Here is a 15455-nt window from a genome sequence, read left to right on the forward strand (position 1 = left end):
TCCTTACTTACGGCCTTTACGCTGCTTCTTAGGCTTGTCGCCTTTAGGCTCTACAGCGTTAGCTGCTGGCATACCACCTAGGATTTCACCTTTGAAGATCCAAGTTTTAATGCCGATCACACCGTATTGAGTGTGAGCCGAAGAAGTTGCGTAATCAATGTCAGCACGTAGAGTGTGTAGAGGCACACGGCCTTCACGGTACCACTCTGAACGTGCGATTTCAGCGCCGCCTAGACGACCGCTTACTTCCACTTTGATACCTTTAGCGCCTAGGCGCATAGCGTTTTGTACTGCGCGCTTCATAGCACGACGGAACATAACACGACGCTCTAGCTGAGACGCGATGCTGTCACCAACAAGTTGCGCATCTAGTTCAGGCTTACGTACTTCAGCGATGTTAATTTGCGCTGGTACACCTGCAATTTTAGCTACAGCTGCGCGTAGCTTCTCAACGTCTTCACCTTTCTTACCGATAACAACGCCTGGACGAGCAGTGTGAATAGTCACACGGATGCTCTTAGCAGGACGCTCGATAACGATACGTGATAGAGACGCTTTTTTCAGTTCACTTGTAAGGAACTGACGTACCTTGAAGTCGCCGTCTAGGTTGTCAGCGAAATCTTTGGTGTTAGCAAACCATGTAGCATTCCAAGGCTTAACGATGCCTAGACGAATACCATTTGGATGTACTTTTTGACCCATTGCTTACTCTCCTAGTCTCTAGCGATCTGCTACAACAACAGTGATGTGGCTTGAACGCTTCAAGATACGATCCGCACGACCTTTAGCACGAGGCATAATACGCTTCATGGTTGGGCCTTCATCTACAAAGATTTTTGCGACATTCAGATCGTCAATATCTGCACCTTCGTTGTGCTCCGCGTTAGCGATAGCAGACTCTAGAACTTTCTTAACTAGTGCAGCAGCTTTTTTGTTGCTGAACGTTAGGATTTCTAGAGCTTGGTCAACAGATTTACCACGGATTAGATCCGCAACTAAGCGAGCTTTCTGAGGCGAAATGCGAGCAAAGTTATGTTTAGCAATTGCTTCCATTATCTACTCCTTAGCGCTTCTTAGCTTTCTTATCCGCAGCGTGACCGCGGTAAGTACGTGTTGGTGCGAATTCACCCAGTTTGTGACCGATCATTTCATCAGTTACAAATACTGGTACGTGCTGACGACCATTATGGACAGCGATGGTCAAACCGATCATCGTAGGGATGATCATTGAACGACGGGACCAAGTCTTAATAGGCTTTTTGTCTCCGCTTTCCACCGCTTTCTCTACCTTCTTCAGCAAGTGTAGGTCAATAAAAGGACCTTTCTTGAGAGAACGTGGCATGGCGATTCCTCTTTATATAGATTACTTGTTACGACGACGTACGATGTACTTGTCAGTGCGTTTGTTCTTACGAGTCTTGAAGCCTTTAGTAGGCATACCCCAAGGAGATACTGGGTGACGACCACCAGAAGTACGGCCTTCACCACCACCATGTGGGTGGTCAATCGGGTTCATTACAACACCACGAACCGTTGGACGGATACCGCGATGACGTGATGCACCTGCTTTACCAAGTTCACGTAGCATGTGCTCAGAGTTACCAACTTCACCGATTGTTGCACGGCCTTCAGAAAGAACTTTGCGCATCTCGCCAGAACGTAGACGGATAGTTACGTACGCACCGTCGCGAGCAACGATTTGAGCGTAAGCACCAGCCGAACGAGCTAGCTGACCACCTTTACCAGGCTTAAGTTCAACGTTATGTACTGTTGAACCTACTGGGATATTACGCATTGGTAGAGTGTTACCAGCTTTGATTGGTGCATCAACACCAGACTGAATAACATCACCAGCTACAACACCTTTAGGTGCTAGGATGTAGCGACGCTCACCGTCTTTGTAAAGAACTAGAGCAATGTTTGCGCTACGGTTTGGATCGTATTCAAGACGCTCAACTGTCGCTGGAATACCATCTTTAGTACGTTTGAAGTCAACTACACGGTAGTGGTGCTTGTGACCACCGCCGATGTGACGTACTGTGATACGACCCTTGTTGTTACGACCACCGTTCTTAGAGTTTTTCTCTAGAAGAGGTGCGTATGGCTTGCCCTTGTGTAGGTCAGCGTTAACAACTTTAACAACGTGACGACGACCAGGGGAAGTCGGCTTACATTTAACAATAGCCATTTTTAACTACTCCTGTTATTCCGCGCCGCCAACGAAGTCAAGATCTTGACCTTCTTTCAAAGTAACGTACGCTTTCTTAACGTCGCTGCGGCGACCTTGGCGTAGACCTTGACGTTTGGTCTTACCCTTAGTGATAAGAGTATTTACAGACTTAACTTCAACTTCAAATAGCTTTTCTACAGCTGCTTTGATCTCTTTTTTAGTCGCATCTTTAGCTACTTTGAAAACGATAGTGTTCGCTTTCTCAGCTGCCATAGTTGCTTTTTCAGAGATGTGCGGTGCACGTAGAACTTTTAGGATACGCTCTTCAGTGATCATGCTAGCATTTCCTCTACTTGCTTAACTGCTTCTGCAGTCATTACAACTTTGTCAAACGCGATTAGAGATACTGGATCGATACCAGCAACATCACGTGCGTCAACTTTGTATAGGTTACGAGCAGCTAGGAATAGATTCTCATCTACTTCGCTAGTCACGATTAGAGCGTCAGTTAGCTCAAGCTCTTTAAGCTTAGCAACTAGCTCTTTAGTCTTTGGTGCTTCAACTGAGAAGTTATCAACAACGATTAGACGCTCTTGACGAACAAGCTCAGAAAGAATGCTCTTCATAGCACCACGGTACATTTTTTTGTTTACTTTTTGGCTGTGATCTTGTGGTTTCGCAGCAAAAGTAACACCACCTGTACGCCAGATTGGGCTACGGATTGTACCAGCACGCGCACGGCCAGTACCTTTTTGACGCCATGGCTTAGCGCCACCGCCAGAAACTTCTGAACGTGTTTTTTGAGCACGAGTACCTTGACGAGCACCTGCTGCGTACGCAACAACTACTTGGTGTACAAGAGCTTCGTTAAACTCACGTCCGAAAGTAGTTTCGGAAACAGTTAGTGCATCGGCACCTTTAACCATTAGTTCCATTACTTACTCCTGAGACGTTATGCTTTAACAGCTGGTTTAACGATCACGTTGCCGCCAGTTGCGCCTGGGACTGCACCTTTAATAAGAAGCAGGTTGCGCTCAGCGTCAACACGTACGATCTCTAGGTTTTGAGTCGTTACACGCTCAGCACCCATGTGACCTGCCATTTTCTTGCCTTTAAATACGCGACCTGGAGTCTGACATTGACCGATAGAACCAGGAGCACGGTGAGACAATGAGTTACCGTGAGTCATATCTTGAGTACGGAAGTTCCAACGCTTAACAGCGCCTTGGAAACCTTTACCCTTAGATGTACCAGTAACGTCTACTTTCTTAGTTTCGTTGAATAGTTCAACAGTTAGTTCTGAACCAACTTCGAACTCTTCGCCGTTTTCTAAACGGAATTCCCAAAGACCGCGACCAGCTTCAACGCCAGCTTTAGCAAAGTGACCTGCTTCAGCTTTGTTTACGCGGTTAGCTTTCTTAGAACCAGCTGTAACCTGGATTGCTGCGTAGCCGTCAGTTTCAAGAGTTTTCACTTGAGAAACACGGTTAGCTTCAACCTCAACAACAGTTACTGGGATAGAAACGCCTTCTTCAGTAAATACGCGGGTCATGCCCACTTTACGACCGATTAGACCAATCATACTTCTAATCTCCCTTAACCTAGGCTAATTTGAACGTCAACGCCCGCAGCAAGGTCTAGACGCATTAGAGCATCAACAGTCTTGTCTGTTGGCTCAACGATGTCGATTAGACGCTTGTGAGTACGGATTTCGTACTGGTCACGTGCTTTCTTGTTAACGTGTGGAGAGATAAGAACTGTGAAACGCTCTTTACGAGTTGGCAGTGGGATTGGACCACGAACCTGTGCGCCAGTGCGCTTAGCTGTTTCAACGATTTCCGCTGTAGAAGCATCGATTAGTTTGTAATCGAAAGCTTTTAGGCGGATACGGATACGTTGGTTCTGCATGAGACAGAGCTCCAAATTTAATAAATTACACAAACAATATCGCCACTCAAACTCGTCAAGACGAGAGAATGCCGATTGATTTATGTGAAACCGTAGCATCCAAGATTAGGACGCATTGTCAGTTAATTTTCGATTAACTATCCCTATATGCCAAAGTCACCTTTGAGGATAGTTTTTCCGAAGAAAAGATAGCTAATTGTATTAACCGCGAACATAAGCTGAGTATACATTACCTCACAAATCCTTAGATTTGCTCGCTCCTCACTGCTCATTGGTTCACAACTGGCTTAACCAGTGCGCTGCATTATACAGATCACACTTTAGGTTGCAAGCACTGAGTGAAAAATAATCGGGAATATTCCAAACCCTATACATCCCTCTTCGCTTGGTAACCATTAAAACAAAAAGGACGCCGAAGCGTCCTTTTCTAAACTGTAATCGTAATAGCGGCTGCTATTATTTCTTACCGCTTGATAGTGCACCGAAACGCTTGTTGAAGCGATCAACACGGCCGCCTGTATCAACGATACGTTGCTTACCAGTGTAGAATGGGTGACACTTGTCACATACGTCTAGGTGGATAGACTCTTTACCTAGAGTAGAGTTGAACTCAAAAGAGTTGCCGCAAGAACAAGTCGCTTTTACTGCTTTGTATTCTGGGTGGATACCAGCTTTCATGGGATAACCTCAATAGTAGGCCGTGTCGCTATACGAATCTAAGCCGCACACCACACGCAATTAATAATAAAATGGGATACCGCATCAACTAATTGCCGAAGCCATATCTCAAGGCGCGATATAGTAAAGAATCACATTGCTCGGATCAACACATTTGGCAACTTTTTCGCCACTTTTTTAGCCAGACTAATCATAGAGGCACGATTCACGCTGAATCGCATTGCTTTACTCGAATTTCCATACCGATTTTAATAGACTCTCATTTCCTTTCCCTCTTTTTTAATAGCTAAGAATTTATGCGTCCAACCATTGCTAGAGTGGCATTACCCGTTCCGCTCGACAAACAATTTGATTACGCCATTCCGGGGCACCTGTTTCCGATCATTGGTGGACGCGTTTCCGTACCTTTTGGACGCCAAACGTTAGTTGGCATCGTCACCGCGATGGTTAATCACTCGGACTTTCCCAAAGATCAACTCAAGCCAATCAAAGCAGTTCTTGATTCTCAGCCGATATGGTCTGAAAAGCTTTATTCGTTGCTGACTTGGTGCAGCCAGTTCTACCAATACCCACTTGGAGATACGCTACACAATGCGATGCCAGCAGCTCTACGTAAAGGAAAGCCTGCAGATTTTGCGACGCTACAAGAGTGGCAAATTACCGAATCCGGTAAAGACAAGCTGATGCAAGGGCTTGATCGTCGAGCGGTCAAACAACAGAAGGTCTTGCAAATGTTGGTTAACTGCGCTTTGCCTCACCAGGAATTTGTCGACCAAGAGATAGCCTCAACAGTACTAAAGTCTTTAGAAGAGAAAGGCTGGATTGAACGTATCGAGAAGAAGCCTGCAATCACCCAGTGGGGACAGCACGTTGAATGCGACGTCGAGAAGCCAAAGCTCAACCACGAACAGGCGCTGGCTATTGCGAGTGTAAATAGCCAAACAGGTTTTGCTTGCTATTTATTAGAGGGAGTAACTGGCTCTGGTAAAACAGAAGTTTACTTAAACCTTATCAAGCCAGTTTTAGAGCAAGGGAAACAAGCATTAGTTTTAGTACCTGAGATCGGTCTAACGCCCCAAACCATCAACCGCTTTAAGCATCGATTTAATGTCCCGGTAGACGTGATTCATTCAGGTTTGAATGAAACCGAGCGACTTAACGCTTGGCTTTCTGCCAGGGATAAAGCAGCGGGAATCATCATTGGCACTCGTTCAGCCCTGCTGACACCTTTTGCTGATTTGGGGATTATTATCGTGGATGAAGAGCATGACGCTTCTTATAAGCAACAAGACAGCTTGCGTTACCACGCTCGTGATGTTGCTGTCATGCGCGCCCATAAAGAGCAAGTACCGATTATCCTGGGCTCAGCCACACCTGCACTGGAGACATTGCACAATGCCCTGTCAGGCAAGTATCACCATTTAACACTAACCCGACGAGCTGGCTCTGCCGTACCAACCACCAATAAAGTGTTAGATGTAAAAGGTCAGTATTTAGAAAGTGGCTTATCTGCCCAACTGATTGCCGAGATGCGCAAGCATTTAAAAGCAGGCAATCAAGTGATGTTGTTTCTTAACCGTCGAGGCTTTTCGCCCGCTTTGATGTGCCATGAATGCGGTTGGATTGCAGAATGTAAACGCTGTGATGCGTACTATACGTTCCACCATTACAGCAACGAAATACGCTGCCATCACTGCGGCTCACAACAACCGGTAATTCATCAGTGTCAGGGGTGTGGTTCAACTCAACTGGTTACCGTCGGCGTAGGAACGGAACAACTCGAACAACAATTGGCTCAGTTATTTCCAGAATACAACGCTATTCGCATCGACAGAGACAGCACACGTCGCAAAGGTAGTTTGGAAGATGCCCTTGAATCAATTCGTAAAGGTGAACATCAAATTCTGATTGGCACCCAAATGCTGGCTAAGGGGCACCATTTTCCAAATGTAACGCTCGTTGCTCTTTTGGATGTTGATGGCTCTCTCTATAGTAGCGACTTCCGCGCTTCCGAGAGACTAGCGCAGTTGTTTATTCAGGTCGCAGGTCGTGCCGGCCGCGCAAGTAAACCTGGCGAGGTTATCCTGCAAACCCACCATCCTGAGCACAGCTTGCTGCAGGCCCTGCTTCAAAAAGACTATCGCCACTTTGCTATGACTGCTCTGGAAGAACGCAAACTGGCTCAGCTTCCGCCTTATAGTTTCTTGACTCTGTTCAAAGCAGAGGCAAACCAAAGTGAGGTAGTTGAAGACTTCCTGCGTCAGGTTCGTTTTACGTTAGAGTCACACCCTCTGTTCGATGATTCTTGTATGGTATTAGGCCCAACTCCTTCACCTTTGGCTAAGCGGGCTGGTAAATACCGCTGGCAACTATTACTACAAACTCAACATCGTTCATTGATGCAAAAGTTATTAACCAGTGCCAAACCTGCTATTGAGTTGTTGCCAAATGCTAAGAAAGTACGCTGGAATTTAGACATAGAACCACAAGATCTCAGCTAGCAAACGTTTAACTATGTAATGAATTACCATTTAATGTGACCAAAATCACACCAAGATTGCAATTTTTGTTAAACAGACCGTAACTTTCACTTTAGAAATGAATAGACTATCCAAATTAGAAAAGTCTAAAGTGACTTGTTTGCACAGGCTTAAATTAAAACAATGACTATTCCCATAAATTGATATCGCGGTGAAGAATCCATTTTCCCACTCGTTAACACGAACTGAGCGAAGAGCAAACACAGCTCTAACTCGGTTGATTACTCTGATTTCAAACCGGAATAACGTCACCTTGGCAAAAAATAAATGAGAGGTTAAAAACTATGGCGACAATGAAGGATGTTGCCCAGCTTGCGGGAGTGTCTACGGCTACGGTATCTCGAGCCTTAATGAATCCAGAGAAGGTCTCTTCTTCTACAAGAAAGAGAGTAGAAGAAGCCGTACTTGAAGCGGGTTATTCTCCAAACTCATTAGCGCGTAACTTACGTAGAAACGAATCAAAAACCATTGTTACTATCGTTCCCGACATCTGTGATCCTTATTTTTCTGAAATTATTCGCGGTATTGAAGATGCAGCCATGGAACATGGCTATCTAGTCCTTCTGGGCGATAGCGGACAACAGAAGAAACGCGAAAGCTCTTTCGTTAATCTCGTATTTACTAAGCAGGCAGATGGAATGCTACTGCTTGGTACAGATCTACCATTCGATGTCAGTAAGCCAGAACAAAAGAACTTACCTCCGATGGTAATGGCATGTGAATTTGCGCCTGAACTCGAGCTTCCGACAGTACATATTGATAACCTGACCTCAGCATTTGAAGCGGTGAATTACCTGACCCAATTAGGTCATAAAAGCATTGCTCAAATCTCTGGACCAGATACAGCAATATTGTGTCAGTTCCGCCAACAAGGCTACCAACAAGCCCTGCGCCGTGCCGGCATCAATAAAGATCCACAATATAGTGTCATTACTGAATTCTCTTTTGATGGCGGAGCAAAAGCCGTTCGTAAACTGCTCGAATTGCCAGAGCCACCAACGGCTATTTTCTGTCACTGTGACACAATGGCCATCGGCGCAATTCAAGAAGCGAAAAAGCTTGGCTTACGAGTCCCGCAAGATCTCTCTGTTGTGGGCTTTGATGACATTAACTTCGCTCAGTACTGCGATCCACCGTTGACCACTATCTCTCAGCCTCGCTATGAGATTGGTCGACAAGCAATGCTAATGATGCTCGAGATGTTAAAAGGCCACGACGTGCATTCAGGCTCGCGTCTGCTTGAAACTAATCTCGTCATTCGCGGAAGTGCAGCGCCACCACAGCGCCCTTAACCTAAAGATTAGTATTCATCCCTAAAGCGGTGCTAAGGCGCCGCTTTTTATTTACCCTCCTGCTTTTTGTGTATCCCTGAATAAATATAAGCGAGAACTGAAACACACCCCTATACTAGGGCGTTGTCGCGCTTTAGCTATCAAGATTCTATCAATAGGGTGTTTTCTCAACTCGTTCTGGATTAACATATTTGCAAGAATCCTTGATGACCAGAAATAACCGTGGCAAATAGAGATTATGTAAGACGGGGGCGAGGCGCCCCAAAAAAGTCGACAAAAAAACAGCCGCCGATAAGAAAAAAGCCTTGGCGTAGTGGTCTGCTCGCTATCTTGCTAGTGGGTAGTTTTGGCTATGGTCTTTACCTTTTGAGTAGCGATCCAGAACCTAAACAGCCTGTAGTGAAACAGCCAACAACCACTGTAAGTAAACCAAAACCGAAAAAAGATTTGCCGCCACCACCAGAAGAAAAATGGGAATATGTTGAGTCACTACCGAAACGTGAAGTTGAAGTTGTGGCCAAAGAAATTGAAGTTTCTAAAATTCCTTACATCATGCAGTGTGGCGCGTACAAAACCCAGGCACAAGCAGAAGAGCGCAAGCTTGCAATCGCATTCCAAGGGATGTCGAGCAAGATTCGTAAGAAAGAAGGCAGTTCATGGTATCGCGTGGTACTAGGTCCGTATAAGTTCAAACGTGATGCAGAACGTGACCGTCATAAACTGCAACGCGCGAAAATCGAGCCGTGCGCGATTTGGAAAGAAAATCTTTAAACTCAGGCCCTAGGAGCTAAGATCCTAGGGCCTTTCTTTTTGCCCCCTTGAATCCCCATTTCTCCTCCCCCATATACTGAATTAAATCCAAAGAGAAATAATCAAGAGGTCGACTGTGACTACCATTGTATCTGTACGTCGAAATAATAAAGTCGTCATCGCGGGTGATGGCCAAGTATCTCTAGGCAATACCGTAATGAAAGGTAATGCGCGCAAAGTTCGCCGCCTATACAACAACCAAGTACTAGCGGGCTTTGCAGGCGGTACTGCGGATGCCTTCACCCTTTTTGAGCGCTTCGAAAGCAAACTGCAAATGCACCAAGGTCACCTAACCAAAGCAGCAGTTGAGCTAGCCAAAGACTGGCGTAGCGATCGTGCTCTGCGCAAGCTCGAAGCCTTACTTGCCGTTGCCGACGAAACCGCATCGTTAATCATTACCGGTAATGGTGATGTCGTACAGCCAGAACACGACCTGATTGCGATTGGCTCTGGTGGTGCTTACGCACAAGCAGCAGCAACCGCCCTACTAGAAAACACAGATCTAGATGCTCGTGAGATCGCGGAAAAAGCTCTTAATATCGCGGGTGATATTTGTGTCTTCACTAACCATCACCACACGGTAGAAGAGCTAGACTCAACAGTAGAGCCTGAAAAACCAACCGCGTAATCGTAACGAAGTAAGGAAAGAATATGTCTGAAATGACGCCTCGCGAAATCGTTCATGAATTGAACCGCCACATTATCGGTCAAGAAAAAGCCAAGCGTTCGGTTGCGATTGCACTTCGCAACCGCTGGCGCCGCATGCAGCTTGAAGAAAACTTGCGTGCCGAAGTGACGCCCAAAAACATCTTGATGATTGGTCCTACTGGTGTTGGTAAGACCGAAATCGCACGACGCCTCGCAAAACTGGCAAATGCCCCTTTCATCAAAGTTGAAGCGACAAAATTCACCGAAGTGGGTTACGTTGGTAAAGAAGTTGAAACCATCATCCGTGATCTAACAGATGTCGCGGTAAAAATGACGCATCAACAAGCGATGGAAAAAGTGAAGTTCCGCGCAGAAGAGCAAGCGGAAGAACGTATTCTTGATGCGCTACTGCCACCGGCACGTGATAGCTGGGGTCAAGCAGAGCAAACGGAAGAGTCTTCTAACACTCGCCAGATCTTCCGTAAGAAACTGCGTGAGGGCCAACTAGACGATAAAGAAATTGAACTCGACGTAGCCGCACCACAAATGGGCGTAGAGATCATGGCGCCTCCTGGTATGGAAGAGATGACTAACCAGCTGCAAGGCATGTTCCAAAACCTCGCTGGCGACACTAAGAAAAAACGTAAGCTGAAAATCAAAGACGCAATGAAAGCGTTAGCGGAAGAAGAAGCGGCGAAACTGGTAAACCAAGAAGAGCTAAAAGAAGCAGCGATTTTCAACGTTGAAAACAACGGCATCGTATTTATCGATGAGATCGACAAGATCTGTAAACGCGGTGAGAGCTCAGGCCCAGACGTTTCACGCGAAGGTGTTCAGCGCGACCTACTTCCATTAATTGAAGGCAGCACAGTATCAACCAAGCACGGCATGGTAAAAACAGACCACATTCTGTTCGTTGCATCTGGTGCATTCCAAGTGGCAAAACCGTCTGACTTGATCCCAGAGTTGCAAGGTCGTCTACCAATTCGTGTTGAGCTAGAAGCACTAAGCAGCAACGACTTCAAACGCATTCTAACAGAGCCGAAAGCCTCTCTAACAGAGCAGTACGTTGCGTTGATGAAAACGGAAGATGTGGACATCGAGTTCACAGAAGACGGCATCACGCAAATCGCGGAAGCGGCATGGACGGTCAACGAAAGCACAGAAAACATCGGTGCTCGTCGCTTACACACCGTAATGGAACGCTTGATGGATGAAATCTCTTACGACGCAGCGGAGCAATCTGGCGCTAAATTCGTTATTGATTCCGCTTACGTGAAAGCGCGCCTAGGCGATACGATTGAAGATGAAGATCTAAGCCGATTTATCCTATAAATAGTAAGATTCAATTAGCCTAGTGAATTACATTGTGTAAATGTGCACACTTGGAAACTTTCATTTGGTTAATTTAAGTTCATTCAAGCCATTACCGTCACGCCACTTTTAATAGGGATGACACTGTGTAATGGCTTTCTTTATCTACCTAAGATTTTGTAGCTTATAGTTCGTCACAATGCTCGTTAGGTTTGACAGTAAGGTCTTGCAAAGATGTGGATTGCACTGTTTGGTCAAGCAATGCTGCTGATGTTCCAACCAAAACAGACACAACAACACCACTAGATGTAATAGTTCCTTTCGGACCAAATACTGGCGCAGAAGCGATCACACCTGCAACACTCGCTGTTCCAGTAATAGCCCTACCAAGCGTTTGATACAAAGACATAAAAACTCCATTATTAATAAGTAGAAAAAGGGTTGCCGTCGGCAACCCTTTTTATGGAAAAACAAACTTTGCAACGTCTCGTTATCTAACAAGAGCACCGTATGCATCAAATGATATATATTTATAAATTTCCAACATCCGTACTCTTATTAGGTGAACTTAATTCTATCGTTCACTTCACAACTTTTATCTCTCCATTATTGAACAGTCTCCTAAGTCAAAGTAGGTAACAGCAATTTCAACATAGCCAGAACTAAATAGTCTAAGCTCAAAATTAAATGTTCTCTGAAAACTTACTTAGTTGTTAAACATTTAGAATTCTTTCCAACTTCCCTTGGAATCAATTATTTTCAGATATATGTCCTCTTAGTGAAGTTCCTATCGTTTCACTCTTGGAGGACCTATGCCGACCGATAACCTTCACTACCATAAACAAAAGAAACACCAAGAAAATGAAATCCTAGAGCATGCTGCTGAAATCCTAGCTAACCGCTACGTTCGAGGTAATGCCCTTTGTAACCCTGAAGCAACCAAAGAGTATGTTCGATTCAAACTAGCCAGCGCGGAGCACGAGGTTTTCGCTCTGCTACTACTTGATAACCAGCACCGTGTCATCGAGTTTAAATCACTCTTTAAAGGCACCATTGACTCCGCCAGCGTTTATCCGCGCGAGGTCGTCAAAAGCGTCTTGGAAGTGAATGCAGCGGCAGTCATTCTGGCGCATAACCACCCTTCTGGTGACCCTTCCCCATCTCAAGCGGATAGGCGTATCACACGCAAGCTTATCGACGCTTTAGCGTTAGTGGATGTAAGGGTGCTTGACCATATCGTTGTGGGAGAAAGTAGTGTCTCGTTTGCAGAAAAGGGGTGGATATGATCAACACTATTTATGGTGGTGTTTCTTTAGCGCCACAATTGCGTCAGCAGTTGGAGAAGCTATTGAAGGGGTACTCTTTACCTGACAATGCCAAACAGTTGCTCTTGACTTGCCGCCAATTAAGCTACTACCGCCATGGCCGAGGCATTCACCCTGTTGAAGTGCAGTTCCAACGCACTGCAAATTCAGAGCCCTGGCAGATTGTCTTCTTTATCAGCTTTTCTTACCCATTTGAGAGCGCGCTCAACGTTCAGCCTGAACTGTACTTTCATCTTGCCAAGGGATGGTGTTATCAGCCCGATACAGGGGCGGTAAACCTTGAACATCCAGAAGTAATCGACCTTCTTCAGGTATGGATGAAAACGTTCGCTCGGCATCTTTCAAGCATGGATTTTGACGAAATCGATTTATCCATCGTTGGAAAGTAAGCCTCTGCCCCCTTAATCACGACACTTCATGACGTAGGTGTGACAAATTTCGTCGTATCATTTTTGCTTAAGGCATTGATACGACAAGCTTTGTCGCGCCTTTTTGATATTGTCATACCCAACAAAACGAACCTTGTTGAACTGACCATGACGCCACCTAACCAAACTCAGTATCACCTTGAGCTTATCTTGGCGATTTACAACCTTATTCCTTACAATAAGAAAGTCACCGCCAGGCAAATTCAAGCTCAACTTTCCCCGCTTGGTTTAGAGCGCTCCTTGCGTACTATCCAACGTAATCTGTCCGCTATCTGTGCCATGTTTCCCAATGTAATGGTGGATGATAGAGACAAACCCTTTGGTTACCAAAAAACCGAAACTCTGAAGATGAGCACGACGGCTCACGAAGCGGTATTGATCTATTGGCTCATCGAGTCAACCAAGCATCATCTGCCTAGCAGCCTTGCTCCACTCTTAGATGACCTCCTTTCGAACATAACTCCTGAAGACATCAATAACATTCAAAATCATTGGTCATCCAAAGTTCCTATCACAGCCCCAACCCCATTGAGTAAACACGCTCAAGTCGATATCCAAATTTTTCAGATTGTATGTCTAGCGACACTTCAACAACGTCTTATCTCATTAAAGATAAACAAAGGAGACGGCACTCTACGCCTAACTAACGTTCAACCAATAAGTCTCGTACTCCATCACGGCAGCCCTTATCTGGTTTGGCGTACACACACGCACACCAAGTTGAACACCTTACCTCTTTGCAACATCCAGGAGGCCACGATGTCGAGCTTTCGCTTTGAGCTTCAAACAGATGCGACTCTGCTCTCGTCTGAAGTTAAAGAGCTGTTTGATATCGCTGACTTTCATCTTGAATTAAACAAAATAGCACCCTCTAAAACTTATTATGGAGAAATAGAATGAACCTATCTAAACCCCTACTTACCATCGCTCTCTTTACTATTCCTTTCGCCTTAATCGGATGTGGCGGCTCTTCTGGCGGGCGTGACAATAACGACTCAGGGCAATCATATCAATTTGGTGGTGCAGTACAGAAAGGTCCTCTACAACCTGGTTCAGTCGTCACCGCCTATGAACTTAACCAAGACTTAGAAAAGACCGACATCTCTTACACCACTCAAATAGAGGACTATGAAGGTAATTACAACATGAATGAGCGATTCAATACGCCTTATGTCGAGCTCGTTGCACAGGGGAATTACTTTAATGAGCTGACAGGAAAAAGTGATGAGCAGATGCGCATGAGCGCTTTTGTCGATATGAACGCAACGACACAAGTGAACTTCAATGTTGCTACAGCGGCCATGAAAGCAAGTATCATGGCAAAGGTACAAGCCGGACAGACCTTTGAGGAGGCGGTGCATGAGGCGACCGCTGAGCTGCTAAGCCTTTACAGTTATGATCCTGAGCAATGGGCAGATGGCATTAACTTCTATAACGTCAACCTTTCTAACGCTGGCGATACCAGCACTGTGCTACTCGTGATCTCTGCAAGTACTTTAACTATGGCAACCGAAAACGGACTCACGTTAGAGCAACAAATCGAGAAAATTGGTCAGGTATTGTTAGAGCCTAACTCCGTTCAGTTTGAAGAAATGAAACAAGCTCTGACCAAGTACAGCCTAGCACTGTACAAAACAGCAGCTTACGAGAACACTCAGAAGTACTACGCAGACAACGGTCTAGACTTTGATATTCCACACGTAGATTACTTTATCGACATCGATGGTGACGGCGTGCTACCTAACAAAGACTTGCCTGTATTTGCTTATACTTCAGGTGTATCAATTGCTGCAACTGAAGAGTCTATCGGTCAAGAAGTACCTGCCGGCGTTAGTGCTATCGACTACCAAGGTCGTCCTATGACATTCGAAGTCATTGGTGAATTCAAACACGGCGAAATCGCATCGATTGAATACACTGATAGTGGTGTTAGCATTTGGTACCGTCTAACTGACGTAAACATTGATGCAACTATCGAAGACTGCGTTACGGTTAATACAGTAAAGCCTGCACCTGCTAACTTTCCATGGAAGGCATGTGTAACTCTAACCAAATAGTAATCTTCAGCAGATCGAAAAAATAGGAGGCCTAGCTTCCTATTTTTTTGTCAGACTCCCAATGTCATTATAGAGCACAACGAAGCGTACTCAGAAATAATACATGAATAACTAAGTACGTGAGACGGCATTTACACTGACACAGACGTAGGGGCCTGAGAACGGATACCATTAACACTACTGATGTTATCGAGGCCAATCTACCAACAGTGCATGACCGTACCACCGAATGCTGCGTGCTTATTTAGCATACCCCGAATGGCAAGTTGAACCTAAGAGACCATA

The 15455-nt window shown here is 45.3% G+C and carries 19 protein-coding genes; 9 read left to right on the plus strand and 10 right to left on the minus strand.

Annotation, left to right across the window (positions count from 1 at the left end; translation table 11 throughout):
• Positions 1-3: 3 nt before the first annotated feature.
• The 9 genes from rpsC to rpmE all read right to left on the minus strand — a co-directional run bounded on the left by rpsC (position 4) and on the right by rpmE (position 4756).
• Positions 4-702 (minus strand): 30S ribosomal protein S3, encoded by a 699-nt coding sequence (gene rpsC / locus R7Z78_RS13360; protein WP_005383161.1) that lies wholly within the window; start codon positions 700-702, stop codon positions 4-6.
• Between the two features lie 18 nt (positions 703-720).
• Positions 721-1053: a 50S ribosomal protein L22 gene (rplV, locus tag R7Z78_RS13365; protein WP_005383164.1), complete on the minus strand. Its 333-nt coding sequence runs from the start codon at positions 1051-1053 to the stop codon at positions 721-723.
• 10 nt (positions 1054-1063) lie between these two features.
• Positions 1064-1342 carry a 30S ribosomal protein S19 gene (gene rpsS, locus R7Z78_RS13370; protein ID WP_004394525.1) on the minus strand — a complete coding sequence of 93 codons (279 nt, stop codon included), beginning with the start codon at positions 1340-1342 and terminating at the stop codon, positions 1064-1066.
• Positions 1343-1363: 21 nt separating this feature from the next.
• Positions 1364-2188, minus strand: a complete 825-nt coding sequence (gene rplB, locus R7Z78_RS13375) for a 50S ribosomal protein L2 (RefSeq protein WP_005383168.1) — start codon at positions 2186-2188, stop codon at positions 1364-1366.
• 15 nt (positions 2189-2203) lie between these two features.
• Positions 2204-2506, minus strand: a complete 303-nt coding sequence (gene rplW, locus R7Z78_RS13380) for a 50S ribosomal protein L23 (RefSeq protein WP_004398471.1) — start codon at positions 2504-2506, stop codon at positions 2204-2206.
• Positions 2503-3105 (minus strand): 50S ribosomal protein L4, encoded by a 603-nt coding sequence (gene rplD, locus R7Z78_RS13385; protein WP_005379556.1) that lies wholly within the window; start codon positions 3103-3105, stop codon positions 2503-2505. Before rplD ends, rplW begins: the two co-directional genes overlap by 4 nt.
• A gap of 17 nt (positions 3106-3122) precedes the next feature.
• A complete protein-coding gene (gene rplC, locus R7Z78_RS13390) occupies positions 3123-3752 on the minus strand; it encodes a 50S ribosomal protein L3 (protein ID WP_005379555.1) in 630 nt (209 codons plus the stop codon).
• A 14-nt stretch (positions 3753-3766) separates the two neighbouring features.
• Positions 3767-4078 carry a 30S ribosomal protein S10 gene (gene rpsJ / locus R7Z78_RS13395; protein WP_004410492.1) on the minus strand — a complete coding sequence of 104 codons (312 nt, stop codon included), beginning with the start codon at positions 4076-4078 and terminating at the stop codon, positions 3767-3769.
• 456 nt (positions 4079-4534) lie between these two features.
• Complete coding sequence (gene rpmE, locus R7Z78_RS13400) at positions 4535-4756, minus strand: 50S ribosomal protein L31 (RefSeq protein WP_005379546.1); 222 nt, start codon at positions 4754-4756, stop codon at positions 4535-4537.
• 296 nt (positions 4757-5052) lie between these two features.
• Between rpmE and priA the strand changes: the two genes are divergently transcribed.
• From priA to hslU, 5 genes are all read left to right on the plus strand, one after another.
• Positions 5053-7257 (plus strand): primosomal protein N', encoded by a 2205-nt coding sequence (priA, locus tag R7Z78_RS13405; RefSeq protein WP_169644238.1) that lies wholly within the window; start codon positions 5053-5055, stop codon positions 7255-7257.
• 302 nt (positions 7258-7559) lie between these two features.
• Positions 7560-8588, plus strand: a complete 1029-nt coding sequence (gene cytR / locus R7Z78_RS13410; protein ID WP_257978021.1) for a DNA-binding transcriptional regulator CytR — start codon at positions 7560-7562, stop codon at positions 8586-8588.
• A 222-nt stretch (positions 8589-8810) separates the two neighbouring features.
• Positions 8811-9359 carry a cell division protein FtsN gene (ftsN, locus tag R7Z78_RS13415; RefSeq protein ID WP_025998522.1) on the plus strand — a complete coding sequence of 183 codons (549 nt, stop codon included), beginning with the start codon at positions 8811-8813 and terminating at the stop codon, positions 9357-9359.
• 115 nt (positions 9360-9474) lie between these two features.
• Positions 9475-10026 (plus strand): ATP-dependent protease subunit HslV, encoded by a 552-nt coding sequence (hslV, locus tag R7Z78_RS13420; protein ID WP_005383176.1) that lies wholly within the window; start codon positions 9475-9477, stop codon positions 10024-10026.
• Positions 10027-10049: 23 nt separating this feature from the next.
• Complete coding sequence (gene hslU / locus R7Z78_RS13425) at positions 10050-11381, plus strand: HslU--HslV peptidase ATPase subunit (RefSeq protein WP_017633435.1); 1332 nt, start codon at positions 10050-10052, stop codon at positions 11379-11381.
• 163 nt (positions 11382-11544) lie between these two features.
• Here hslU and R7Z78_RS13430 read toward each other — a convergent pair whose 3' ends face one another.
• Complete coding sequence (locus R7Z78_RS13430; protein WP_064353571.1) at positions 11545-11769, minus strand: hypothetical protein; 225 nt, start codon at positions 11767-11769, stop codon at positions 11545-11547.
• A 403-nt stretch (positions 11770-12172) separates the two neighbouring features.
• Here R7Z78_RS13430 and radC point away from each other — a divergent pair, with 403 nt between their 5' ends.
• From radC to R7Z78_RS13450, 4 genes are all read left to right on the plus strand, one after another.
• Entirely contained in the window at positions 12173-12646 is a 474-nt protein-coding gene (gene radC / locus R7Z78_RS13435; RefSeq protein WP_064353570.1) for a RadC family protein, read from the plus strand.
• Complete coding sequence (locus tag R7Z78_RS13440) at positions 12643-13074, plus strand: DUF2787 family protein (protein WP_017633432.1); 432 nt, start codon at positions 12643-12645, stop codon at positions 13072-13074. The genes radC and R7Z78_RS13440 overlap by 4 nt, the downstream gene beginning before the upstream one ends.
• 114 nt (positions 13075-13188) lie before the next feature.
• Positions 13189-14013 (plus strand): helix-turn-helix transcriptional regulator, encoded by an 825-nt coding sequence (locus tag R7Z78_RS13445; RefSeq protein ID WP_169644356.1) that lies wholly within the window; start codon positions 13189-13191, stop codon positions 14011-14013.
• Positions 14010-15170, plus strand: coding sequence for a hypothetical protein (locus R7Z78_RS13450; protein ID WP_169644240.1), 1161 nt, complete (start codon positions 14010-14012; stop codon positions 15168-15170). The genes R7Z78_RS13445 and R7Z78_RS13450 overlap by 4 nt, the downstream gene beginning before the upstream one ends.
• Positions 15171-15455: the final 285 nt, after the last annotated feature.

The sequence above is a fragment of the Vibrio sp. 1167 genome (assembly GCF_033340375.1).
GTDB classification, from domain to species: Bacteria; Pseudomonadota; Gammaproteobacteria; order Enterobacterales; family Vibrionaceae; genus Vibrio; species Vibrio alginolyticus.